The organism is Stieleria maiorica (assembly GCF_008035925.1).
Taxonomy (GTDB): Bacteria; Planctomycetota; Planctomycetia; order Pirellulales; family Pirellulaceae; genus Stieleria; species Stieleria maiorica.
In genome coordinates, this window is the sequence record NZ_CP036264.1 from 7,683,198 (window position 1) to 7,707,828 (window position 24,631).

General features: G+C 59.2%; 14 protein-coding genes. 10 read left to right on the forward strand and 4 right to left on the reverse strand.

The window, feature by feature from the left end:
• Position 1: 1 nt before the first annotated feature.
• A complete protein-coding gene (locus tag Mal15_RS26115; RefSeq protein ID WP_147870442.1) occupies positions 2–1,606 on the reverse strand; it encodes a hypothetical protein in 1,605 nt (534 codons plus the stop codon).
• Positions 1,603–3,267, reverse strand: a complete 1,665-nt coding sequence (locus Mal15_RS26120; protein ID WP_147870443.1) for an SUMF1/EgtB/PvdO family nonheme iron enzyme — start codon at positions 3,265–3,267, stop codon at positions 1,603–1,605. The genes Mal15_RS26115 and Mal15_RS26120 overlap by 4 nt, the downstream gene beginning before the upstream one ends.
• Positions 3,268–4,290: 1,023 nt before the next feature.
• On the opposite strand from Mal15_RS26120, the gene Mal15_RS26125 reads away from it, so the two are divergent.
• The 5 genes from Mal15_RS26125 to Mal15_RS26145 all read left to right on the forward strand — a co-directional run bounded on the left by Mal15_RS26125 (position 4,291) and on the right by Mal15_RS26145 (position 9,855).
• Complete coding sequence (locus Mal15_RS26125) at positions 4,291–4,839, forward strand: RNA polymerase sigma factor (protein ID WP_167547054.1); 549 nt, start codon at positions 4,291–4,293, stop codon at positions 4,837–4,839.
• Between the two features lie 10 nt (positions 4,840–4,849).
• Complete coding sequence (locus Mal15_RS26130; RefSeq protein ID WP_147870445.1) at positions 4,850–5,722, forward strand: hypothetical protein; 873 nt, start codon at positions 4,850–4,852, stop codon at positions 5,720–5,722.
• A 388-nt stretch (positions 5,723–6,110) separates the two neighbouring features.
• Positions 6,111–7,655: an arylsulfatase B gene (locus Mal15_RS26135; RefSeq protein WP_167547055.1), complete on the forward strand. Its 1,545-nt coding sequence runs from the start codon at positions 6,111–6,113 to the stop codon at positions 7,653–7,655.
• 295 nt (positions 7,656–7,950) lie between these two features.
• The gene (locus tag Mal15_RS26140) at positions 7,951–9,372 is read left to right on the forward strand and encodes a DUF4832 domain-containing protein (protein ID WP_147870447.1); all 1,422 of its coding nucleotides are present in this window, start codon (positions 7,951–7,953) and stop codon (positions 9,370–9,372) included.
• Positions 9,373–9,579: 207 nt separating this feature from the next.
• Entirely contained in the window at positions 9,580–9,855 is a 276-nt protein-coding gene (locus Mal15_RS26145; RefSeq protein WP_147870448.1) for a hypothetical protein, read from the forward strand.
• Between the two features lie 676 nt (positions 9,856–10,531).
• Here Mal15_RS26145 and Mal15_RS26150 read toward each other — a convergent pair.
• Positions 10,532–11,878, reverse strand: coding sequence for a sulfatase (locus tag Mal15_RS26150; protein WP_199773737.1), 1,347 nt, complete (start codon positions 11,876–11,878; stop codon positions 10,532–10,534).
• Positions 11,879–12,365: 487 nt separating this feature from the next.
• On the opposite strand from Mal15_RS26150, the gene Mal15_RS26155 reads away from it, so the two are divergent.
• The 5 genes from Mal15_RS26155 to Mal15_RS26175 all read left to right on the forward strand — a co-directional run bounded on the left by Mal15_RS26155 (position 12,366) and on the right by Mal15_RS26175 (position 22,497).
• Positions 12,366–13,466, forward strand: a complete 1,101-nt coding sequence (locus tag Mal15_RS26155) for a cis-3-hydroxy-L-proline dehydratase (RefSeq protein ID WP_147870449.1) — start codon at positions 12,366–12,368, stop codon at positions 13,464–13,466.
• A 128-nt stretch (positions 13,467–13,594) separates the two neighbouring features.
• Positions 13,595–17,302, forward strand: coding sequence for a tetratricopeptide repeat protein (locus Mal15_RS26160; RefSeq protein WP_167547056.1), 3,708 nt, complete (start codon positions 13,595–13,597; stop codon positions 17,300–17,302).
• A gap of 129 nt (positions 17,303–17,431) precedes the next feature.
• A complete protein-coding gene (locus tag Mal15_RS26165; RefSeq protein WP_147870451.1) occupies positions 17,432–17,701 on the forward strand; it encodes a hypothetical protein in 270 nt (89 codons plus the stop codon).
• A 189-nt stretch (positions 17,702–17,890) separates the two neighbouring features.
• The gene (locus Mal15_RS26170) at positions 17,891–21,037 is read left to right on the forward strand and encodes a DUF1553 domain-containing protein (protein ID WP_147870452.1); all 3,147 of its coding nucleotides are present in this window, start codon (positions 17,891–17,893) and stop codon (positions 21,035–21,037) included.
• A 2-nt stretch (positions 21,038–21,039) separates the two neighbouring features.
• Complete coding sequence (locus Mal15_RS26175; RefSeq protein ID WP_147870453.1) at positions 21,040–22,497, forward strand: DUF1501 domain-containing protein; 1,458 nt, start codon at positions 21,040–21,042, stop codon at positions 22,495–22,497.
• 828 nt (positions 22,498–23,325) lie between these two features.
• Here Mal15_RS26175 and Mal15_RS26180 read toward each other — a convergent pair.
• Positions 23,326–24,561, reverse strand: a complete 1,236-nt coding sequence (locus Mal15_RS26180) for an aldose 1-epimerase family protein (protein WP_147870454.1) — start codon at positions 24,559–24,561, stop codon at positions 23,326–23,328.
• Positions 24,562–24,631 lie beyond the last annotated feature (70 nt).

Genomic DNA, 24,631 nt, shown 5'->3' on the forward strand with positions numbered 1-24,631 from the left:
GTTACTTGCTCCCGGGGAGGAATGAAGTGAAAAACAGCGGGCGTCCCACGGCAAATGCGTCGTTGCGGGTGGTCAACCATTGGATGCTTCCGGCGGAGACTTCGCCGACGACGGACAATGACGCGGCCATCTCTTTGTCTCGATAAACCGTCGCCAAGTACCCCGATCGGTCGGCCGGCAGCGTGCCTCGGAATCGCCAGGCCGAAGTCTCTGTCGTGTCGAGCCAGCCCTGCCAGTGGATCGTGCCGCAATCGAGTTCGATCTTGCGCGACGCGATCTCGATGGCTCGTTCAGCTGCATCGGAGATCGAAGGGATGCGATCGAAGAATTGGCGGGACTGCGCGATCGCGGCTTTGTCGCCGTCGTCGGCCGGTGAAAACCATCGGGCTGTCCGGTCGATGATCGCCGCATCCTTGAGGTCCTGCAGGTGTTTGCTGAAGGCCGAGCTGATCGGCTCACTGCCTTCACTCGCAACCGTCAGCAAGCGACTATAGATTTCGAATCGAACAAGCGGGTCGACGCCATGGCTGGTTTCAATGTCGCAAAGGAGATCGCAAAACACTGTTTCCCACTGGCCTCGTGAGATGTGTTCATCGGAACTCAAACGATCTCGGATCCGTTTCGCCAGTTGACTGTGTGGGGCCGGGCCATAGTAGGAAGCTTTGTTCCGTTCTAACCTCGTGTTCTGCGTTTTGAGCGGATAATCGGTGAGGTAGTTGAATCGGACCCAGGCGGAATCACGTTCCACTTTTGATAGACCTCCGACGCGAAGGTAGTAACGATTCCCCGTGTCGCGTTCTTGGATCATCAATAGATGGCCGATCAGTTCTTCGTTGAGGAATGACGCCAATCTGGCATCGATCCGTTGGTTCGCGAGATCGACTCGTGAGGCGATCTTCAAAACGCGGGGGCGAAGGCTTTCATAGGCTTGGCTGAACGGCGCGATGGCATGAGCCGCAAGCAATCGATCGCCTTGATCGATCAGAAGGCGAGCCTGCTGCGGAGACATTTCGCGCAACGTCTCGGAATCCAGTTGTCCGATCAGGTCCGACCACGCCATGACGCCGCTCCACAGCGGAGACTCAATCGCGATACGTCGCAGCGTCATCGAAATCGACGCATGCGGGAACGTTTTGGCGATCCGCCCCAGCTGTTCGGAGAATGCCTCGGGAGATCCGATTTGAGTCGTCAGGGAATCCAGTTCGGACGCGGCCTCGGTCTGTTGGCTTTGCCGCAGTTTCTCGTAATCCATTTGAAACGCGTTCAACCGATCCGTCGCCGGGAGCGACGGCGGATCGCGTCGGGGTTGATCCGAAACGAGACCGCCGCTGTCTGCTGTGACAAGATCTCCTCCTCGGGCGGTGGGCCCAGAATCTTGCATCGGCGGTCGAGCCGTGGCCTGTTGCGGCGCTCGCCGCGGATCGTTTTCCTTGTCGCCCGATGCCAACCGGGTGGCGAGCACACCTAGAAGTCCCCCGGATAGGATGAGTCCGACTGCCGCAACGATGATCAACGCGACCCGCGTCTTGGCCGTTCGGGGGATTGCAACATGCGTCTGGCCGGCGGCATTCGCAGGGGGCTGAATCTGGTTTGTCGGCGTGCTCATCGGACCTCGCACACGACACGGAAACCATGAAACGGTAATCGGGTTGTCGGTGCCGCCGACTGTCTGTTTGACGATCGCAACGCGACGCCTCCGTCAAACCAGGACCCGCCACGCAAGACCCGCTCGCTACCGGTGATCGGGCCAGTCGGATTGTCATCATGTGAGGACCGGTAGTAGTCGGCGTCATACCAGTCCTGGCACCATTCGGCGACATTTCCCGACAGGTTGTAGAGGCCGAATGCGTTGGGCCGAAACATCGCGACATCGCACGTGCGCCGCAAGAAGGCCGTCCGAGGCGAGGTCCCGTATGGGAACCGGCCGTCACCATTGACTTGATTCTGTCCGATTTGGTCACCGAAAAAGAACGCCGTCTCGGTGCCCGCGCGACACGCGTATTCCCATTCGGCCTCGGTCGGCAAGCGATAGCGTCGTCCGGAGGCCGTCTCTGCCGGCAGTCTCGACAGGCGGCGACAGAATTCGTTGGCTTCGTCCCAAGTCACCTGTTCAACCGGCAATTGATCCGGTAGCTGTCCCTGCAGGTCCTTCTGCCCGTCGCCGTGAATTCGAAAGTAGCTTGGGTTGGATTGCATCACAAACCTGTACTCCGACTGCGAGACTTCATACGCCGCCAGGAAAAATTCACGGGATATCGAAATGAGATGGGGAAATTCATCAGGCTTTCGTCCCGGTTGGTCGATCGCCGAACCCATCGAAAAGACACCCGGTGGAATACGTTGAAATTTCATTCCGATCGAATTCAGAAAGCTCGCCTTCAGTTCTTCCGGTTGCGGCTTCTGTGGGGCCGACGGCTCATCGCTCCATTGGCCCTGCCCTAAGACGGCGTAGGGAACACCGCCCGCAGTGATCGGCACCTGTGGCGCATCGGCCGGCATATAGCGTCGGAGCTGGTCCTTGGCCATCATCCAATCGACGTACGAAACGAGTTGGGAATAAACAATCTTTCCCTCGCGCGCCGCCCCGCCACGAAGTCCTTCCAGCAGCGAATGCGTAAAGATGCCATGCTTCAAGTCGGCGTGCTCATAGGAGCGCTGACCGGATCGGCAGCTGAAAAAAATCGCGGTGTCTTCCGGCAACGTGATCATTGCGTTGCCCTGAATACCACGGCCGACATCATCGGGAACATCGCGACACGCATCGACGATCAGAATCCGGCGTCCGACGTTCGGGATCAGCTGCTCGTCGAGCAACATACTTAGTGAATAAAGCGTGTCGGCCGCTCCCGCGACTCCGTCGACCGGGCAGAAAAACGAATCCTCCGAGGGGATCCCATCGGCGCCGAGCGTTTTCAACTGTTGCCCATGACCCGCCATCATCACCAAGATCAGATCATCGGCCCCGAGCTCCGAGACGGTCCGATCGATCACCGCCATGATCTTGGCCCGTGTCGCGTCAGGCCCGACGACTAATTTTGACTCGAAGCCCAGCTTTTGCAGCTCATGATGGACCGCGCGGACGTCGTCTTCGGAATACCGGAGTTTGGTAAACGATGGCTTTTGGTATTCCTCGACCCCTACCAAGACCGCGACCTTACGGCCAGCCGCGAGGGCAGGGACGCTGCACAACAACACCGCAAATGCTATGGCGATGCCTGCCCTATGCAGACTCGCCACACCGATTCGATTCGATTCGATCATCATCATGTCTCTGTTCGACCCGATCCAAGACCCCGACTCCGCGATCGCAAGTCCACCCGCAGGCGGGGTCGAGTCTACCTAATGCGGGCCTCTGTTGCCAGCCTTCGGTTCGCCGTTTCGCATCTCGTTCATTCAACGTCCCGCCGTTTGCGGCGAAACAGACGGAAAGGATGTGCGACTATGGCTGGAAACGGTTGGAATTGGAGGATCTTCCGGCAATCTCAAAAAAACTTGCCTTTGCTCTGCATCGCCGGATGCGCGGATCGTTCACCTGTCTCCATCCGTCGCATTCACGTCGACGTTGGATTCACCTTGGTTGCCGTGATCCGGTGGAAAAATTGCGCGAAAATCAAACATTGATGGGAAGCAGGCGGAGCTGACCCCGTTTCGGCTGTCGGAGTTACCCTTGGCGAATGCAGCGTGAGTATCGCCGTTAACTCCTTGATCAGCCCAACGAATAAACGGGAGCATGAATCATGGAACGGCTTCGACGCGATGCAGATCATCAACGTTTCGCTACTTTCGGTCCGTCGCTTGACGAGCGTCGCGACTGGAACGTTCTGTATGACGTCGCAGAACAGGTGCGGACGGACCGTCATCGGATGCGAGTCAATGCAGGCCCACGAATTCATACAGACTCAAACGCCGCGTCGTACAAGCCGTCGGTGTCGCAACATTCCATCAGAATTCGATTGCAACGTGAGATCCTGCTTTGTCTTGTCCCCACGGCAGTTTTCTCCGTCTTAGCGACGGGGATGGGGTTGCTAACGCCGCACACTTCCGCCGCCTATTTTGCCGGTTCGATTGCGGCGGCGGGAGTATCGGCACTCGCAGTGCAACGACACTTGGGGCGTATGTTATAGTGGTGCCGCAATCAGCATCGACGCAGAGATGAATCGCCCATCGAGCACTTGCAAGTGAATCTGGTGATGGCGGAGTTCACGCGTGTGGGTTCACAACCATCTTGCTGAGATCTTGCTGAGCGGTGTATTTCATTCGCTGCCATCACCTGCCCTGATGAAACCGCCGATGCCCGAGCCAGAACGATGTGACGAGAGTGCCGAAGCGATCATTGCCAGGCATCGAAGCGGTGATCCAGAGGCTTTCGGATTGCTCGTTCGCGTATTCGGAAATCGTCTCCGGACGCATCTTCATGCCCAATGCAATCATCCGTCGGTCGATCTGGATGCGGTGATTCAGGAAACCTGGTTAAAGGTTTCCAATGGTTTGGGAAACTATCACAACGGCAGTTTCATCGCGTGGCTATTCACGATCGGTCGCAACACACTCGCCGATGCACGAACGAAAAGGCGACCGGTGAGTGTGGGCCACGACTTTCCATTTTCCGACTATTTGATCGATGAACGGCCACGGCACAGCGACGCCAAGGCACTCGAGGCGCTCGCGGAATGCCTCGACGCAGCCGACGGGACGTTCGTCGATGTACTTCGCGCAATGCTCGCCGGCCATTCGTTGCAAGATCTGGCTCAACAGTACGATGTTTCCGTGAATACGGTCTATACCAGAGCACACCGCGGCCGATTGCAGTTGCGTGATTGTATTGAGCGACGAATCTAGTGAGTCGATGATGTCCTTACGTCTATTTGCCCTGCCCCTAAATCCTGACGAATGGCCGCGCTGGCTGGAACAAGAAATCGTCGGACCGCGACTCGTCGATTTCGTTTCTGAACTGGAAGTGATTTATCGCAGTGAGCGACCGACCAGCGATCTCAAGCCGACACTCGAATCGATCCTGAGCGATGATCTGGAAATCGTCGTCGAATCGGGGCTCGGGCGACTGAGGGCTGATCAGATTCGCCAACTGCTTGAGAACCCCTCCCTGCTGCTGGAACTACAGGAGAAGGTTCTGCTCGGTGAGAGCCCTTACTGGATCGCTCGTTGCGACGAAGCACACGAAGCCCAAGCTTCAGATTCGCTTACCCCATCCGCCGACCCCGAACAGCCGTTGGTGCAATCCGGCCGTCGCAGTGTCATCGGCCGAAGGGCTCTGGCGGTGATTCTAGGCATCGCGGCAATGATTTTCGTGGCCGTCTCGTTGGGGCGTTTTCTGAAAGGACCGCCTCAGCCGCAGCCTTGGGGTTTTCAAAACCCCAGGCTGTTTGTCCGATCGGTCGAACCGCAGGACTACTTGGAGGCACTGGCCGGAGCCGCGGCACAGTGGTACGACGAGCGCCCCGATACACGCGATTCACTCGTGCTGAGATTGCGAGAATTCAGCTCGGGTTGCGCGATGGTCCTCGAGCACGAACACGGACAACTGTCAGATCTGGATTGGCAATGGCTGACAAACAAATGTCAATTGTGGAAAGACTCGATCGATGATTTCGTTCAACGCTTGGAATCCGAGCAAGATTCTGTTCCTCAAGTGCGCACGAAAGTCGATCAACTCGTCGATGAAATCATTGAATCTCTCCACGACCGCGCAAATTCCATCGGCTAAGATCATCGCGCTGCGGTCCGAAGAAGTACGGGAACGGATCGACCGTTGTAATTGGGGACCGCAAGCAATGGGGCTGATTTAGCTGCCCTTCACGTTAGGAGGAAGCAACCACCGCTACGTTCACCCTTTCCTACCGCTCCGATCCCTCGTGCCGATTAGGTAATGCCGGAGGTAAGGAGCGTCGACCAGAGACCCACGGATAACAGCCCGGAAGGGCTGTACTTACCCCGAAAGGTCGTCTCCTATGCTGGGCGGTCCCTAAAGGCTGGGCACCAACGACAGCCTGAACCCCGACGCATCCAAGGCAGAGCCTGGGTGCGACATGAATGATTACAATGACCTTTTCAATTCCATCTCCACTCCTCCCACCGTTCCCAGCCAACTCCCGATGCGTCAACCTTCCCGATTCATGCTCGCCGCCCTGGTCATCGTGGCGTGTTTTGCGTCTCCCTCTTTTGCCGCCCAGCCGCCCAACATCGTTTTGATGTTGTCCGACGACATGGGCTGGGCCGATCCGGGGTTCCAGGGCGGCGACGGGGATCTGACTCCGAATCTGGATCGATTGGCGGGCCAAAGTCTTCGTCTGTCACAGTTTTATGCCCATTCGGTCTGTGCCCCGACGCGTTGCGCCTTGATGACGGGCCGCTATGCGTTTCGCAATTGGATGGATTGGCGCTCGGAAGATTTCGGCAAACCGAGCTACTTGAATAAGCTGGGGTTGGAACTCGCACACCAACCCGACGGCACTCCGACGCGGATGTTGCACGGGCTTGATACCGGCGAACACACGATCGCCGAAGCCTTGAAGGCATCGGGCTATTTCACCGCATTGATCGGCAAATGGCACTTGGGGGAATGGTTGCCCGGACAACTTCCGATGGGACAGGGCTTTGATCACCAATACGGTCATTACGGCTGGGGCATCGATTACAACAACTACACCATCCCCCACAACTCCCCGGCGACCTTTGCGGTCTACGACTGGCATCGCAACCAACAACCGCTGGACGAACAAGGGTACTCGACGGATCTGTTCGCCAACGAAGCGGTGCGTTTGATTTCCGAGCGCAGCAAAGACGTTCCGTTTTTCATTTATGTCCCCTTCAACGCGATCCACGGACCGCTGGAAGACATCCCACGTTACACCGACACGCTGGACAAACGCTCGGCGGCACTGAAATGTTTGGATGACGCAGTGGGCCGGATCGTCGGCGCGGTCGACCAATACGGTTTCTCCGAAAACACGATCGTCGTGTTCGCCAACGACAACGGGGGGCTGACCGAAGAAGTCAATCGTCCGTACCGAGGAACTAAGAACACAACGTTTGAAGGCGGAGTCCGTGTGGCGTGCACGATGCGGTGGCCGGGCAAGATCCCTGCGGGCAAGACCAGCGACGCGATGATGCATGTCGTCGACTTGCTGCCTACCTTTGTCGCGTTGGCCGGCGGCAGCACCGAGCCCTGTCGGACGCTTGACGGCATGGACATGTCCGATGTGATTTTGAAGGGGCGACCGAGTCCCCGCGATGAGATCGTCTACGAGGTTGCCGGCAGTGTTCGATTGCCGACGATCCGCTCGGGCGATTTCAAGTTGATGGGCGACATGCTGTACAACATCGCCAGTGATCCGACCGAGTCGGCCGATGTCGCGGCACAGCATCCCGAGGTCGTCGCACGACTCAAGGCACGTCTGGAGGCAGTCGGCAAGCAACGGCCGCCGCTGGAGAAGGTGATCGGGTCGCCGCCCACGTTGATGGACCCGCCCCAACCCTGGGTTTATGGCCAAGCGGAAAATCGTGATGCGCCCGACTGGTTGAAAGAACGGGTGGTGAAGGTCCGCAGCACGCAGCCCCAATCGTGGCCGCCGGGTGAGACCCCATGGCCGCAAGCCCCGACCGGCGCGACGATCCAGTACAAGGGTGATGGACGGTAGACTGACAAGCCTGAACGAGGTGACGCTGGTGTTGAGGCTTTAGCCGATTCCCCTGCTGGTCGCGTTGCGACGACCACGCAACGCCCGAGGCGTTCGCAGGGGCGCCTAAAGGCTGAACACCAACACTCGCACTATGCCTCGGGTAGGCGGGGAACATGCCAGCGGGAAGCGTCAGCGAGCGGCACGGGAACTGCATCGCGTTGCCGTTACGGGCCACTGGCTAACGCCACGTGCTGACACGCCGCGTGTTTTATGAGCTAAAAATGGAGCCTCAAAAACTCTCCAGGTAACACCCATGAAAAACCACGCCCACACGATCCTACGACTCTCCTGTTGTACTGTTTTTTGCTTGCTGTGGTTGCTCGGCGACGGGCGGACGACCGACGCGCAGCAAACGTTCGATTTGCAACCGGCGCCCAGTAGAATCGACAATCCGCTCAAGGGGTTGGTGCCCTACGCCCGACCCTACCCGGATCGCTTTCCGCACAGCATGGAGTTCAGCTACCTGGCACTGAGCGATTTGATGATGGCGGAGGACCGTTTCGATTGGCAGCCGCTGGAAGAGTTGCTTGACGACATCGCTTCGCGCGGTAATCAGGCGGTGGTGCGTGTTTATCTGGAGTATCCGGGAAAGGATAAGGGCATCCCGAAGTATCTGATCGATGGCGGTTTGAAGCTTCACACGTATCTCAACACGAACACCGCTCCGCTGCCGCCCAAGGAGATCACAACGCCCGATTACGAAGACGGTCGACTCCGATCGGCCCTGCGAGCGTTCATCATGGCGTTTGGGGCCAAGTACGACGGTGACCCACGTTTGGCCTACATCACCGCCGGATTGCTAGGGACCTGGGGCGAGTGGCACACGTACCCGCGAACCGAGCTCTGGGCCAGTAAACAAACCCAATCGATCGTGCTTGACGCCTACGAAGCGGCGTTTTCGTCGACTCCCGTGTTGCTGCGTTATCCGGCCGGGGCGGATCACGGCTACCAGGCCGAAAACACATCGCGCCGGTTTGGTTATCACGATGATTCGTTTGCGTGGGCGACAATCGACACCGGCAAGCCGGAGGACGACTGGTTCTACATGCCCGCGCTTAAGGCAGCCGGCCGCGAGGCGATTGAAAAATGGAAAACGCATCCCATCGGCGGCGAGATTCGGCCGGAGGTTTGGGGCAAGATCTTTGACGCACGTGAGCATTGGCCGGAGCAGGCGCAGAGTTTCCGCGAATGTGTTGACCAAACGCACGCGACGTGGCTGATGGACACCGGGATGTTTCGCGAGGTTGCAGGACCGGAGCGACTGGAGCGTGCGATCCGCGAAGTCCGGCGGATGGGGTATGACTTTTTTGTGAAACGCACCGAGTTTCTTCCGAACGATTCAACCGGTCGTTGCCAGATCAAGCTGCAGTTGGTCAATCAAGGCGTCGCGCCGTTCTATGCCGATTGGCCGACTGAAGTGGCATTCATCGACGATCAAGGCAACATCGCCCAGCGATCGATTGCCGCAGGCTTGTCGGTTCGGGGCCGCCTGCCGAGTTCCAATCCCCATCGATTGACTGATTCGGTCGACACGTCGTCTCTGTCGGGCAACTACACGGTGTTGATGCGAGTGGTTCATCCGCTCCCCGGTGGCAAGCCGCTGCGATTCGCCAACGCGGCGCAGGACCAGACCAAATCGGGATGGTTGACGCTCGGGCGAGTTCAATTGCCCTGAGGTTGGTGTCGAGGCTTTAGCGATTCCCCCACAGACGCTTTGCGTCCGGCGGCGCTGTGGGGTGCCTGAAGGTACCGGAAGAGCGCCCTAAGGCTGGACACCAACGGCGCGGAAAAAACACCCAACCCCGTGGTGTTCTGCTACGATTGATTGTTCTCACGCAAATCCCTTCCGCTGTCCCCGCAAGAACGTTCGAGTCGGAGTGTCATGAAAACGCTGATTGAAACGCAACTGGGCAACGAGATCGGAATCAATATCCACAGCGCACACCGGATCGAATCGGCAACGTTGCTGGCCGCCGACGAGGATTATTTTTCGGTGAAGACCGGTGATGATGAAAACATCTTCCATGTCCCCTACGTCAATATCGTCAAGGTGATCGAGAACCCCGACGGGGTGACCGTCAGCGGATTTTTCAAGAGCCACAAGACGCACCCGTTTGTGATCAAGATCGGGCATGTGGTGGAATACGTCCCGACGTAGTGTAGGTCACGCCGTGCGAGGCGAGCGCCTGTGACTCGTTCCCAGGCTCCTGCCTGGGAACGGGAGGCTGCGGAGGCTCCTGCCTCCGGCGGCGGTGCTGAGGCGGGAGCCTCAGGGGCAGCGCGTGACGAGGCGGGAGCCCCGTCACGAGTCAGGTGTAGGTCACGCCGTGCGAGGCGAGCGCCTGTCACTCGTTCCCAGGCTCCTGCCTGGGAACGGGAGGCTGCGGAGGCTCCCGCCTCCGGTGGCGGCGTTGAGGCGGGAGCCTCAGGGGCAGCGCGTGACGAGGCGGGAGCCCCGTCACGAGTCAAGTGTAGGTCACGCCGTGCGAGGCGAGCGCCTGCGACTCGTTCCCAGGCTCCTGCCTGGGAACGGGAGGCTGCGGAGGCTCCTGCCTCCGGCGGCGGTGCTGAGGCGGGAGCCTCAGGGGCAGCGCGTGACGAGGCGGGAGCCCCGTCACGAGTCAAGTGTAGGTCACGCCGTGCGAGGCGAGCGCCTGCGACTCGTTGCCAGGCTCCTGCCTGGGAACGCGGGGCTGCGGAGGCTCCTGCCTCCGGCGGCGGTGTTGAGGCGGGAGCCTCAGGGGCAGCGCGTGACGAGGCGGGAGCCCCGTCACGAGTCAGGTGATGCTGTGCCAGGTCACGCTGTGCGTGACGAGTGGCATGCACCGCACGCCTTACTTCTTTGCTTCAGGTGCCTCCTGCTTCGGTAACCACCCTGCGAGCTGTTTTTTGATGGCATCGCTTCCCTCGGCTGACGCCAGGTTTTTCCATTCGTACGGATCCGCGACGACGTCATAGAGTTCTTCGTCGCCGCCTGCGTAGCGGATGTAACGATGGGTCTCGGTCTTGACGCTATGGTTGCCGCGACCGTGGGTGGTGATCGCGGGGAATTCCCAAGGGGCTTGTGGGTTTTTTAGCAACACCGAGATGTCATGACCGCTGACGTGATCCGGGGTTTCGATCCCCGTCAATTCGCACAGCGTCGGATACACGCTCATCAAATCGACCGAACGGTCGCAGCGTGTTCCCGGCGTGGTGATTCCCGGGACGACCCAGATGAAGGCGGTGCGGGTGGTTTCTTCCCACAACGCAAACTTGCGCCAGTGTTCCTTCTCACCGAGGGACCAACCGTGATCGCTCCACAGGCAGATGATCGTGTTGTCTCGGTTCGGGCTGGCGTCCAGGGCATCGAGCAATCGCCCCAGGTTCATGTCGGTGTAGGCGCAGGTGGCCAAGTAGGACTGAATCGCGGCTTTCCAGCGGCCGCTCTTGAGAAACTTGGCGTGGTCGCCTTGGGGGCCGGCCATTCTGACTCCGGCAGGCGGAATGTCGTCCAAGTCGTTTTCGATGTGCGGCGGCAATTGAATCGACTCCAGCGGAAACGCCTCGTAGTATTTTCGTGGGGCGACGAACGGCAGGTGGGGCTTGTACAGGCCACAGGCGACGAAGAACGGTTGGTCGCTTTTCTTGGTGATTCGCTCGATGCAATAATCGACGCAGTGCCAATCCATGATGTCGTCGTCTTTCAGGTTCGGGTGCGTCACGTCGTCGTGATAGCCGTCCATTTTTTTCACGCCCGGCCCATTGGCACTCAACCCGTCATCGGACATGTACTCCGTCCATTCGCTGGGGTAGTACTGTCTGGAATGGTAGATCTTTCCCGCACCGGCGACGTGGTAGCCCGCATTCAGGAATTGGGCGCTCAAGCCTTCTCCGGCGGCCTGGTACTGTTTCCACTTGTGTCCGTTCTTGTAGCACCCGGTGACCCACGGGCGCCGGCCGCTCATCAACGCACAACGCGACGGTTCGCAGGCCGGCACGGCGCAGTGGGCGTTGGTGAACGTCACGCCGCGTCGGGCCAGTCGGTCAAAGTTCGGCGTGCGGGCCTGAGGATTGCGGTTCAGGTGCGTCATCCAATGATTCAAGTCGTCCACGGCGATGAACAACACGTTCGGTCGATCGGCCGCCGAAGCGACACAGGACAGACAACACAAGGCGGTGAGAATGATGAATCGCATCATGAGAATCGGCCGGGGTAAGGGGCAGGAGGTCGGGAAGGGGAGAGGCCATCGAATCAGATCAGTCTATTCGATTCCCACCGCTGCGGTGCGGTTCGCACGTCGCGGTCTGCAGATCGCGCGTACGACGTCCTTTCGAGGTCGTCGCGCAAAGCCGCACGGGCGACGGCCCGGGGGGACCATCGTCCTGGCGAAAAGCGAAGCCCTAAGCTGAAGTCTTCTTCGCCGCCCGCGGTCGAGGCATCGCAGTGACCTGGAATCGCCTAAAGGCTAAACACCAACAATGCGTCCTGCATCAACGGTTAAAGGCCAGCGACGGGGCGCAAAATCAATCAAAGGGTGCGTCTGAGCGTAAGCCCGCTCCGAATGCCTCCCAACCGGTGCCGAGCAGGCGACTTTGGTGCTAAATTCTGTCTTTGATATCGCTTTCTGCGGGCGCGAAAGCACATCCGACAAGATTACCCATTGCACTACCGATCGAGACGACGAGATGAAGATCACTGGTTTCAAGGTTTATCAAGTGGACCTTCCCCTGGCGGAAGGCAATTACAGCTGGTCGGAGGGGAAAAGCGTCGACGTCTTCGATTCCACCGTGGTCCAAATCGACACCGATTCTGGGGTGGTCGGGTACGGCGAAGTCTGTCCGCTCGGTCCGGTCTACTTGCCCGCCTACGCGGCCGGAGCCCGCGCGGGGATGATGGAGTTGGCCCCTCAGTTGATCGGCCAAGACCCGACACAGTTGTGGGCACTCAATTACAAGATGGATCGGGTGATGAAGGGGCACCCGTATGTCAAGTCGGCGATCGACATGGCGTGCTGGGACATTTTGGGCAAGGCCGCGGGATTGCCGGTTTGCACGCTGCTGGGCGGACGCTACGGCGACGACGTGGTGCTTTACCGGGCGATTTCGCAGCGACCGGCCGGCGAGATGGCCGACAACGTCGCCGGATATCGTGAAGAAGGCTATCGGCGGTTTCAATTGAAAGTCGGTGGCCGGGCTGATGAGGATATCGAGCGAATTCGCGCGGTCCGCGAAATCCTGCAGCCCGGTGATAAACTGGTCGCCGATGCCAACACCGGCTGGTTGATGCACGAAGCGATGCGGGTCGTCGGTGCCGTGCGTGACGTCGATGTCTACATCGAACAGCCTTGCGCGACATATCAGCAGTGTTTGACCGTTCGCCAACACACGAACCTGCCGTTCATCTTGGACGAGGTGATCGATTCGGTCGACGCGATCCTGAAAGGTGCGTCCGATCGTGCGATGGATGCCGTCAACATCAAGATCAGCAAGTTCGGCGGATTGACCAAGGCCAAACAGGCGCGTGACCTGTGTGTGTCCCTGGGGATCGCAATGACGCTCGAGGACAGCTGGGGCGGGGACATCATCACCGCCGCGATCTCGCATCTGGCCCACAGCACCCCGACCGATTACCTGTTCACGTCCACCGACTTCAACAGTTACGTCACCCAGTCGATCGCCGATGGGGCACCGAAACGCATTAACGGGCGGATGGCCGCGTCGACCGAGCCGGGCTTGGGGATCACGCCGAAGTTCGATGTCCTGGGCGATCCGATTTGGAGTTGCTGAGTGGACAAGCAACCGTTGGTGTCTAGGCTTTAGCCGATCAGACATGTACGACGTCCCTTCCGGGGCGTCGATCACGGACACTCGACCACCCGGAAGGGCCGTCGTACTTCGAGAAGACGATGATCGACATGATGATTTGGTTTTTGAGATCGCTTCGCCTGACCGCAATCTGCCTGCTGATGCTGGGGTTGCCTCAATCGACCGTGCCGGCTCAGAGTACCGAACGAGATCACCAGATCGCCGAGCAGTTCCTGCAGGTGTTGCTTGAAAACCCACGTCCGGGCACGGCTCTCGATCGCGTATTTGAATCCCACTCTCAAACGCAGTCACTCGACGAACTGCTGCAGTCGCTCGATGACGACCGGTCGGGCGCAAAACAACTGACGCGCGGTTTGATTCAGCTTAAACGCGGCGATGCCACCGCCGCGATTCCCTCGCTGCGGACTGCGGAGTCGTTGCTGACTGGCAATGCCAACGCGAGCCATCAGTTGGGCCGGGCGTTGATCGCCGAAGGCGAGCATGATCAAGCGGTCCAGGCGTTTCGACGCGCGATCGAGCGACAGCCCGATCGTCGCGACGCGCCGGAAGTTTATCTGGGTCTCGCACAGCTCTATTGCCAGACCAACCAACGCGACCAGGCGATCACCGTATGGCGGCAACTGGTCGAACGGTTTTCTGATGACCCGTCGATCACCGAGCGGGTCGCCGCAGCCCTGGTGACGCAGCAGGAATTCGACTTGGCGCTGAAGCACTATCGACGCTTGGCGGACCGGGCGCCATCGGCGGAGAGCCGAATTCGGTATCAAATTAAAATCGCGGAGCTGACGGTTCGACTCGGCGACTCCCAACACGCTCGGCAGCAACTCGAATCGATCTCCCAGCGGCTGCGACCGGGCAGTTGGTTGCACTCAGATGTCCGCGATCGGCTGGAACGCACTTTTTTGTCCGACGGGGATTTTGACGGTCTGGCGGAGTATTACCGTCGGCAAGCGGAGCGTTCGCCCGACGACCTGACGCTCCTGATCCGCCGGGCGGAAATCCTGGCCGGCGCCGGACGCGTTGATGATGCTCAAACGACTCTGTTGCAAGCCATCGTAAAGGCTCCCGACAAAAAGGAGCCACGCTGGACTCTGGCGGGAATCCTGGAGGCCGAAGGCAGGAAGGCGGAAGCGGCACGGCACTTGGAACAATTGGTCGCCATCGATCCGATCGATCCCGATGTCGGGCTGCGTTTGGGAGACATCTACCTTGCTGATCCAACGATGGAACTTGACCGGCGTCACGACGCGGCCCGCAAAGCATGGAATCGGCTCGCCAAGGCCAAGCCCGATGACGCGGTTTTGTTGGCGATCCTTGCGCGACGCATGCAGTCGATCGATGACTCGAATCGCGCGGTCCAGCTTTATCGGCAAGCCATCCAGGCGTCACCCGATGACCCCCAGTATCGTGAATCTCTTGGCAAACTGCTGCATCATCTCGGACGCCATGAGGATGCGATCACGGTATGGCGGTCGATCGCGGAAGGCCCACGGCGCAGTGCAGAGTCACTTGTCCTTGTGGCGGGGATCCTCGGGGCCTTTCAGCATCTTGATCTGGAGCTGCAAACGTGGCGGGAGGCGGCCGGGCTGGATCTATCGTTCGAACAGCGGTTGCGGTATGCCGGTCTGCTCTGGAGGGCCGAGCAATTCGATGCCGCAGCGGCGGAACTGGACCTCGCATCCGAATTGGTCGAAAGTGCGGAAGAACGTGAACGGCTGATGCGGCGACGGATCGAATTCTTTCAAGTTGCGGATCGACTTGGCGAGCAGATCGCGGAGGTTTCGCGACAAACACCGACGGCGGAAAATCGACGGTATCTGGCGCTGCTGTGTCTTGCCGATGGTCAACGCGATGCCGCCTCACGTGCGATCGACGCTGCCATCGAGCTTGATCCACAGAATGTCGCCGTGCTCCGTGATGCGGTCGACATCGCGGAACGATTGGGACGCCATGAAAACGCCGCCCGGCATTTGACGCATCTGGGCCGATTGGACAAGCGGCGTAGCGTCGATCACTTCCGCCGGCTCGTCGGAATCCGAAAACAATTCGGCCGAATCGAAATCGCACTCCAAGCCGCCGATGACATGGTCGCGGCGAATCCCGCCTCGGCGGCGTCGCACCACCTGTATGCCCAAATCGCGTTTGCCTCAGGAAAGCATGAACAGGGCGAAGCGGCGTTGCGCCGTGCCGTCAGCCTTGATCCTCGTCACAACGAAGCCCGGGTCGATCTCGCGATCCGGCTGGCCGATCGATCCGAAACTGGGGACGCGATCGCGCTGCTTTGGCAATCCGTTGAGTGGGAAACCCAATTGGAATCGCAGATCGAATTGATCGAGCATCTGGTGCAGTTGTACGAACGGCGCGGTGACGTCGAGCAATTGGTGACACGCATCGAAAGGCTGGAACGCAGCGTTGTTGATTCCAGATCCAAGTCTATCCTGGTCGCAACGGTGTGGAGTTCTGTCGAAGATTTCAAGCAGGCGCAGTTCGTTCTGCAGCGAGGGCTCGGCAAGCACCCGCATGACGTGTCCCTGCTCCAAGCGATGGTGCAACTTTTGTCACGATCGGGGGACTTGGTTTCAGCGGTCACCCAGCAGCGTCGGCTGGTTCAGGTTCAAGACACGCCGGCTGCCCGGGCTCGATTGACGTCGTTGGAGTTCCAAGCCGGATTGATCACGCAGGCCGAAGTGACCATGCGGGCGATGAAAGCGACGCGTGATCCGAAGCGGATGGCGTCGATCATCCGACGGGTTGCCGACAGCGATCCCGAGCAAGCGGCCGAGTTGTGCCGTGCCGCGTTGGAGAACGATTCCGATTTGTGGGACATCAAAATCGTCCGGGTGCAGTTGCTGTTGCTGTCCGATTCGCCGGATCGTGCCCGGCACGTCGCGTTGGCCGGTCGTGTGGCGGGCGAAGTCGCTGCGTTGGAACTTGACCATGATCTGAAGTCGACCTCGGGAATCGCGCCGGTTGCCGCGTCCAGGTCGGTGTTCTATTCCACGCGACAAGCCGCATTGGCGGCGCCCGCCCGCGGAACCACCCGGTATCGAAATCTTTTACACATCGAGCGTCCCTCGTCCATGTCGACTCCGGGATTGCCGATCGGACGCCCGGCACAAACGGCGGTCGATCGCGACCACTTTCCTGCGTCGACGGCGGACACACTACAAACCATCTTGATGCTCAACGAGCGCCGGATCACCAGCCGCATGAACAACGGCGCCAAAAGCTACTCCTTCGGTTTCGGCAGCAACTTCGTCGCGCCGGTCGACTACTTCCAGGCGTTTTGGATCGCCCGCTGTGTCCAAATCCTTGCCGATCGTGAGCTAGCCACTCTCGCCGGTCGCCCGATCACCACAAAGCAGATCATCCAGAAACGGTTTCCCACGCCGTCGATCGAATCGGTTGACGTTGCCGCATTTCGCCATGCGATCACGCTGCGTGCGATCCAGAATGCGATGGATGGCACGGACGCGTTGCCCGCCGATCAGATTCTCTGGCGCGTTGCCCAACTCGATCCGGCGGGTGATCATCCGTCACTCACCAAATTGCTCGCCGACCGGTCGCGAATGCGTCAGGCTCCCGAGAGGCAAACCCAGGCAAAGATTCAGCCGTTGGACGAGGGGAAGCTGAAGATCCTTGCCGACGTCTGCCGGACACGGCAAGGGATTGCGTCGCAGGAAGACACTGAATTGCGGCGGAACCTGATCGCGGAGTGCCGGTTCGCGGGGAAAACGCCGTCCCAATTCATTCCCGAGGCTCCGGGGGCAGATTCGTCGAATCGCCTTGAGAAGTAGCACAGGGGCTGCGGTACAAAGTGACGCTGTCAACTGCGCTGCATGGAGGAATCCTGTCGATGAAGCTGCCGCCAAAGGATCCCCCCGGATTCATTTTGAGTCGTTGTCGCGATCGATGGCTTCGCTACCTTGCGGTCGGCTGAAGCGTCCACACATCCCGCGGCAATCTACTCGCGGTTGTCGGCATCCGACGTCCGTTCGTATTCGCTGTTCTCGCTCTGCAACGTGATCGGAATCCGATCCGGCGACGAATTCAATAATCCGCAGCGAGCGTTCGTCCAGCATGTCATCGAAACACACCCCGACGTGCCCCGAAAGCTTGGCTTATTGAAATCGTTTATCCCCGAAACCGAACGAGAGCATTTTCCTCAATTGGTCGAACTGTTGAATCGGGATTGAATCTTTCAGGTTTCAGGTTTCAGGTTTTTAGGCGAACTGACCCAGATTGTGCCGGATCGGACGGATTCGGGATCGCTGTGGTGCGTTGGGTGCATCCATGGGCTGTTTTTGCCCCTGTGAAGACTTCGGTTTTGTGCGATAATCGATGTCCCGCCAGCGAACCCGCCCACCCGTGTCCGAACCCCCGCCATGAAGACTACGCTCTCAATCCCCTTGGTCGTGCTGCTTATCACTCTCGGCAGTGCAACGGCCGCCGAGATTGATTTCAATCGTGACATTCGGCCGATCCTTTCGGACAACTGTTTTCTCTGTCACGGTCCCGCCGAATCGACGCGCGCCGCCGACTTGCGATTGGACGATCGCGAGGCCGCCATCGATTCGGGTTTGTTGGTCCCCGGGGAACCGGACGACAGTGAAGTGATCGCGCGGGTATTCTCCGAAGACGCGGACATGCTGATGCCCCCGCCGGATTCGAACAAACACCTGAGCGATCGCCAACGCGAACTGCTACGGCAATGGGTCGCCGAGGGAGCGACCTATCAAGAACACTGGGCATTCGTGCCGCCGCAAAAGGTATCCGGTGTCGACACCGCCAACCCCGTCGACCACTTCATCGGCAAACGACTCCGCGAACACGGACTGACGTTCTCGCCGCAAGCCGACCCTCGGACGTTGATCCGTCGTGTGTCGTTGGACCTGACCGGCATGGCGCCGACGCCCCTGCAAGTCGACGAATTCATCGCCGATGTGGATTCGTACGGGATCGACTTGGCCTATGAAACGCTCGTTGACCGTCTGCTGGCATCGGCAGACTATGGCGAACGCATGACGTTGGCCTGGCTGGATGCGGCACGCTACGGCGACACCAGCGTGATGCATGCCGATGGGCCGCGCGACATGTGGCCGTGGCGTGATTGGGTCATCAACGCCTACAACAGCAACATGCCGTTTGACCAATTCACGATCGAGCAGATCGCCGGCGACCTGATTCCTGGAGCGACCATCGATCAAAAGGTGGCGTCGGGGTTCAACCGAAACCACGCCACCAGTGACGAAGGCGGCGCGTTTGCCGAAGAGTTGCGCGTCGAATACGTCGTCGATCGCGTCCAAACCACCTCCACCGTCTGGCTGGCATTGACGATGGAGTGTGCCCAATGTCACGACCACAAGTACGACCCGATCTCGCAAAAAGAGTATTACCAGTTTTACGCCTACTTCAACAACACCGCCGATCCCGGGATGCAGACGCGTCAAGGAAATCAGGCTCCGGTGGTCGATGTCTATGACCCTCTCCAAACGGAACGATTGGCCGAATTGCATGCGGCCATCGAATCGAAGCAGAAAGAGTTGGAAACGTACAAGATCGACGCCGAACCGCAGTTCATCGCCTGGGCCGAACAGGAAACCGCAAAGTACAACGATGCCGAAACGGCGAAAGAGCAACTGGCCGGAATCGCGCACTGGTTTCCGCTGGATGAATCCGACGGTGCGCAATTAAAAAATGAAACGACCGGGGCGATCGCCGTCTTGGAAAAAGGCAAGTTCGAATCGGGCGATCGTGACGGCAACCGGACGTTGAAACTGAATGGGCAAACCCAGTTCGCGTGTTCGGAGAATCCACCCCAGTTGGAATCGGACCAACCGTTCACGATGGCCGCCTGGATCAAGTACGACGGCAAATCCGGCGGCGCCGTCTTCTCGCGGATGGACGTCGCAAACAATTACCGCGGCTACGACATGTGGATCCAAGGGGCAAACATCGGGACCCACATCATCCATTCCTGGAGCGACAACGCGGTCAAGGTCGTTTCCAAAGACGCGCTGAAAAAGAACACCTGGCAACACGTCGTGATCACCTATGACGGCAGCCAAAAAGCCGCCGGGGTCAAAATCTATCTCGACGGAAAACTGTCGGACAATAAGGTCGAAGCGGACACACTGGGCGGGACCCTGCAAACCGAAGTTCCGTTTAAAATCGGCAGCCGCAGCGACGGTGCGAACTGGAAAGGCGAAGTCGATGACATTCGGATCTATTCCTTCGCGCTCAGCGAGTCCGAAGTGCCGCTGGCCAAGGATGACGTGATCGGCGGAATCCTGGCGACGGCCGCGGAAGATCGCGGCGAGTCCCAATGGGCGGCGCTGCGTAACGTTTATTTCACAAGCAAAGACGATCGTTACCAAACGCTCAATCGATCACTCGCCGCAGCGACCAAGCAACACGCCGATCTGGCCGCGCAGAAGACGACGTCGATGATCATGACGGACAATCCGCAAGACAAAATGCGGATGACCTATGTGCTGGACCGCGGACAATACGATTCGCCGAAGAAGGAAACGCCGATTTTGCCCGGCGTGCCGGCCGCCTTGCCGCCGCTAGCCGAGGACGCTCCGCCGAACCGATTGGGACTGGCCCATTGGCTGATCGCGCCGGATCATCCGTTGACCGCCCGCGTCGCCGTCAATCGCTACTGGACGATGCTGTTCGGAAACGGATTGGTTCGCTCCGTCAGCGACTTCGGTGCCCAAGGCGCACCGCCGACGCACCCACAGTTGCTGGACTGGTTGGCCGTCGATTTCGTCCAATCCGGCTGGGACGTCAAGCGGATGTTGCGGCGACTCGTGCTCTCGCGGACCTATCGCCAGAGTTCGCGTCAAGAGAACGAGCATGCGGAGAAGGATCCGGAGAATCTGTTGTTGGCACGCAGTCCGCGGTTCCGGTTGCAAGGCGAGTTTATTCGTGACCAGGCATTGGCGGTCAGCGGATTGCTGACGCGTCAGGTCGGCGGCCCCGGGGTGAAACCCTATCAACCGGTCAACATCTGGAACGAAGTCAGTCTGAACGGCGGCCTGCGTTATTCTCAAGACAAGGGCGAAAGCCTGTATCGCAAGTCGATGTACACGTATTGGAAACGCAGTGCACCGATGCCCAACATGATGATTTTTGACGCCCCCTCACGTGAAAAATGTGTCGTCAATCGGGCCCGCACCAACACCCCGCTGCAAGCCCTGGTGACACTCAACGACCCCCAGTTTGTCGAAGCCGCCCGGGCGCTTGCCGAGCGGTTGATTCGGTCCGAGTCTGATGCGAGCGGGCGCATTGACCTGGCGTACCGACTGACGACGGCACGGCCGGCAACCGAGCGTGAAACGACACTGTTGATGCGAATACTGGATGACCAGCGCCAACGCTTCGCCGCCAATCCCGAAACGGCCAATCAATTTCTCTCCGTCGGCGATTTGTCCCGCGACGATTCGATCGATGCAATCGAACACGCCGCGTGGACCGTGATCGCACAAATGATTTTGAACTTAGACGAAACTCTGACCCGAGGCTAACGATGGACTCCCTGACCAACCAGCGCCGAAAGTTCCTGCTCGGCACCGGATACGGACTGGGGGCGGCCGCGCTCAGTACGCTGATGAATCCCGAATTGGTCGGCACCGCCCACGCCGCCCCGGCGGCCTCCAATCCGGGCTTGCCGCAGTTTCCGAACTTCGCTCCCAAGGCCAAGCGGATCATCTATCTGTTCATGGCCGGCGGCCCCAGCCATATCGACACGTTCGATTACAAGCCGGAAATGCGAAAGTTTCACGGCCAAGAGCTGCCTGATTCGGTCCGCCAAGGCCAGCGGCTGACCGGAATGACCAGCGGCCAAAGCTCGTTCCCTTGCGTCGCGCCGATGTTCGATTTTGAACGCTTCGGCGATCACGGCACCTGGGTCAACAAAGACATCCTGCCGTACACGTCCGGCATCGTTGATGACATCACGATCATCAAATCGATGCACACCGAAGCGGTGAATCACGACCCCGCGATCACGTATATCAATACGGGAGTCCAGCAACAGGGGAAACCTGCACTCGGATCGTGGCTCAGCTACGGTCTGGGCAGCGAAAACGACAACATGCCCGCGTACATCGTGATGATTTCACGTGGCCGAGGCCAACTGCAAGCTCTCTATGACCGACTGTGGGGTTCGGGTTTTTTGCCGGCCCGTCACCAGGGCGTCAAGCTTCGCAGCAGCGGCGAACCGGTCTTGTATCTGAACAACCCGCCGGGGATCGACCGCGATTCGCGACGCAGCATGCTGAACGGTTTAAACGAGCTGAATCAGGTGGCGTACGACAAGTTCGCCGACCCGGAAACCCAGGCCCGGATCTCACAGTACGAAATGGCGTTTCGCATGCAGAGCGAAGTGCCGGATCTGATGGCGATCGAAAAGGAGCCGCAGCACGTGTTGGATCTGTACGGCGACGACGTTCAAAAGCCGGGCAGCTTTGCCAGGAATTGTCTGCTCGCGCGCCGCATGGTGCAGCAAGGCGTGCGCTACGTCCAGCTGTTCCACCGCGGCTGGGATCAACACGGATCATTGCCCTCGAAGATCCGCGAGCAATGCAAAGACATCGACCAGCCGGCGGCCGCTTTGATCAAGGACTTGAAACAGCGCGGGATGTTGGACGACACCTTGGTGGTCTGGGGCGGCGAGTTCGGTCGCACGATCTATTCCCAGGGAAAACTCACTCCGGACAACCACGGACGGGACCATCACGGACGTTGCTTTTCGATCTGGATGGCCGGCGCTGGAATCAAGCGTGGATTCGAATACGGCATGACCGACGACCACAGTTACAACATTCTCAATAACACCGGCGTGCACATCCGTGACATGAACGCCACGATTCTGCACCAACTGGGGATCGACCACCAAAAGTTGACCTTCAAATTCCAAGGGCTCGATCAACGCTTGACCGGTGTCGAAGAACCGGCCCACGTCGTCCACCAGATCCTGGCGTAAGACGGCTCTGTGACCACGCGCACGTTGGTGTCGAGGCTTTAGGGACCGTCCAGCTTAGGGCGGAGGCTAAACGCGACGAATCCAAATGATCTGGCCGATTGGGTAAGAGGTGATCGGTGGTGGGGTGTACGACGTCCTTTCTAGGTCGTCGCGCTGAGCCCCACGGGCGACGGCCCGGAAGGGCCATCGTACCCCAAGAAGAGCATCGCCCTAAGCTGGACGGTCCCTTTAGCCGATCTCGTCTCCATCAGGTCAAGGCAAGGCCCCCCTGGCAGAGGTCGTGCGGTTTTAAACCGCAAAAATGCAAGGCGTTTACGCGTTTCACTCCGCGTAGCAGGCAGCTTGCTTGAGAGGGTGCGTTCGGGCGGGAGGTCTGGAGGAACCGATTATGCCCACGGATGGCAGCGCGAACCCACGGATGTGATGCGGCCTGGGATCCGTGGGTTCGCGCTGCCATCCGCGGGCAATCGACCTCCCTGTGGTTCAGGGCGGCCAGAGAAATCTGCAAAATCCCCTTGGAATCAGAGACTTAGAGACCGCACGACCTTTTCCAGGGAGGGTTCATTCTTAACTTGGCGTCTATGGGGGCGAGCGGTGACTTGTTGAACCCTCTTGAAATCAGCCGTCTGACAGCAGCCTGGGGGGCCTTTCCTCATCATTCTGCCCCGAATCATTCTGCCATCATCGTGGAGAGGTAGGAAGATTTTGGGGCAGGAAAATGAGCCAAATCGAATGAACGGTGCCGTTCGTCCTTCTCTTACCTCCGAAATCTTCTTACCCGATTTCCGCTGACGCCCCGGAGGGGCCATCGAACCGGCGCGGTCGTCCCTATTGGCCGGACACCACTGCTTCGGGCTCACGTTTGACCACCGGTTGCCGATCGCCTTGGATTGATTTGACGGCGTCGACGATCGCGGCGACGTTTTCTTGGCCGCGGTGCAATCCGATGTCCAGGGTGAACTGTCGCGTTTGACCGGGGGCGAGTTTGGGGACTCGTCCGGCGGCACGTTCGATCTTGCGGTTGTAGGGGTAACCCGTCCCCGGTTCGATTCCGGTCACGTAACCGTCTGCGGTTGCCGCCGTGTTCTTCCAGATCGTCAGGTAGGGCAACTGCTCGGGAGTCCAGTGCATCGATGCGGCTCGGTCGCCGGCCGCGTTTTGCAGCACTGCGACGGTTGCTCCGTTCTCGTCGGTTAGCGGTTCGACCAGATAGACCTGTTCGACAAATCCCGTTGTCGGCGGCAGATAGGTCGCATAGTTGTCAATGTTTTCGGCGGCGTGCCGGTCCATCGGGGCGATCGACTTGACCGCCGCGTGCACCTTCGCGCCGTCGCCCAGCAACGGGGCACCGAAGTTGGCGTGATAGATGATTTGAAACTCCTGGTCCTGGGTGCCCAGGTTTTCAATGGTGTCGTTGATGCGGAAGCTGTCTTGCCCGGGCACGACGGAAACTTCGGTGGTCAATTTCAACTTCGGTCCGTAGAAGAACTTTTCATAGACGACCCCGCGAATGCGAATCCGGTGCGGCGCGTCCGAATCGATAATGACTTCGACTTCGCTGGCGGGAATATTGCCGATCTTTCCGTGTAAGGACAGGTCCATCGTCGTGGTCCCGCCGCCGGCATTTTCCCATTCGTCGGTCCCCGGGTGCCCGGCAAACTCCAGCCCGCAGCGGACCATCCACTCATTGAATCCTTCCAACCATCCCAGCCCGCCTCGACTCTCTAAATCGATCAACCCCGGATGCACGATGTTTTCCACCGGTGAGTCCCAACCCAGTCGGATGTCGCCCGATCGGATTTCATAAATGCTCATGCCACGTGTGGGGATCAGGTCGATTTCCAAGACACCGTTGTCAATCGTGATCAGGTCCACGCCCTCTTGTTTTCCGCCGTGCAGGGTTTTCTTTTCGACCGACCATTGCCCGCCGTTAAGCCGCCAACGTTCCTGGTGAATGTTCTGCTCGGCACTCGTCAACACGTATCGCTGCTGGGCGCAGACCGACAGCGCCGGCAACACGAACCACAGGGCAGTCAGAATCCATAATCGGTGGCAATGTGCCATCAAGGTCTCTCCGAAAGTAGGGGCTGGCAAGGAAATCGGGTGTAACGTACGACAGCCCTTCCGCTCGCAT

Bases quoted from the DNA above. Each gene is read 5' to 3' on its own strand.
- Mal15_RS26115 (WP_147870442.1), bottom strand. From the start codon at position 1,606: ATGAGCACGCCGACAAACCAGATTCAGCCCCCTGCGAATGCCGCCGGC.
- Mal15_RS26120 (WP_147870443.1), bottom strand. From the start codon at position 3,267: ATGATGATGATCGAATCGAATCGAATCGGTGTGGCGAGTCTGCATAGG.
- Mal15_RS26125 (WP_167547054.1), top strand. From the start codon at position 4,291: ATGCCCGAGCCAGAACGATGTGACGAGAGTGCCGAAGCGATCATTGCC.
- Mal15_RS26130 (WP_147870445.1), top strand. From the start codon at position 4,850: ATGTCCTTACGTCTATTTGCCCTGCCCCTAAATCCTGACGAATGGCCG.
- Mal15_RS26135 (WP_167547055.1), top strand. From the start codon at position 6,111: ATGCGTCAACCTTCCCGATTCATGCTCGCCGCCCTGGTCATCGTGGCG.
- Mal15_RS26140 (WP_147870447.1), top strand. From the start codon at position 7,951: ATGAAAAACCACGCCCACACGATCCTACGACTCTCCTGTTGTACTGTT.
- Mal15_RS26145 (WP_147870448.1), top strand. From the start codon at position 9,580: ATGAAAACGCTGATTGAAACGCAACTGGGCAACGAGATCGGAATCAAT.
- Mal15_RS26150 (WP_199773737.1), bottom strand. From the start codon at position 11,878: ATGATGCGATTCATCATTCTCACCGCCTTGTGTTGTCTGTCCTGTGTC.
- Mal15_RS26155 (WP_147870449.1), top strand. From the start codon at position 12,366: ATGAAGATCACTGGTTTCAAGGTTTATCAAGTGGACCTTCCCCTGGCG.
- Mal15_RS26160 (WP_167547056.1), top strand. From the start codon at position 13,595: ATGATGATTTGGTTTTTGAGATCGCTTCGCCTGACCGCAATCTGCCTG.
- Mal15_RS26170 (WP_147870452.1), top strand. From the start codon at position 17,891: ATGAAGACTACGCTCTCAATCCCCTTGGTCGTGCTGCTTATCACTCTC.
- Mal15_RS26175 (WP_147870453.1), top strand. From the start codon at position 21,040: ATGGACTCCCTGACCAACCAGCGCCGAAAGTTCCTGCTCGGCACCGGA.
- Mal15_RS26180 (WP_147870454.1), bottom strand. From the start codon at position 24,561: ATGGCACATTGCCACCGATTATGGATTCTGACTGCCCTGTGGTTCGTG.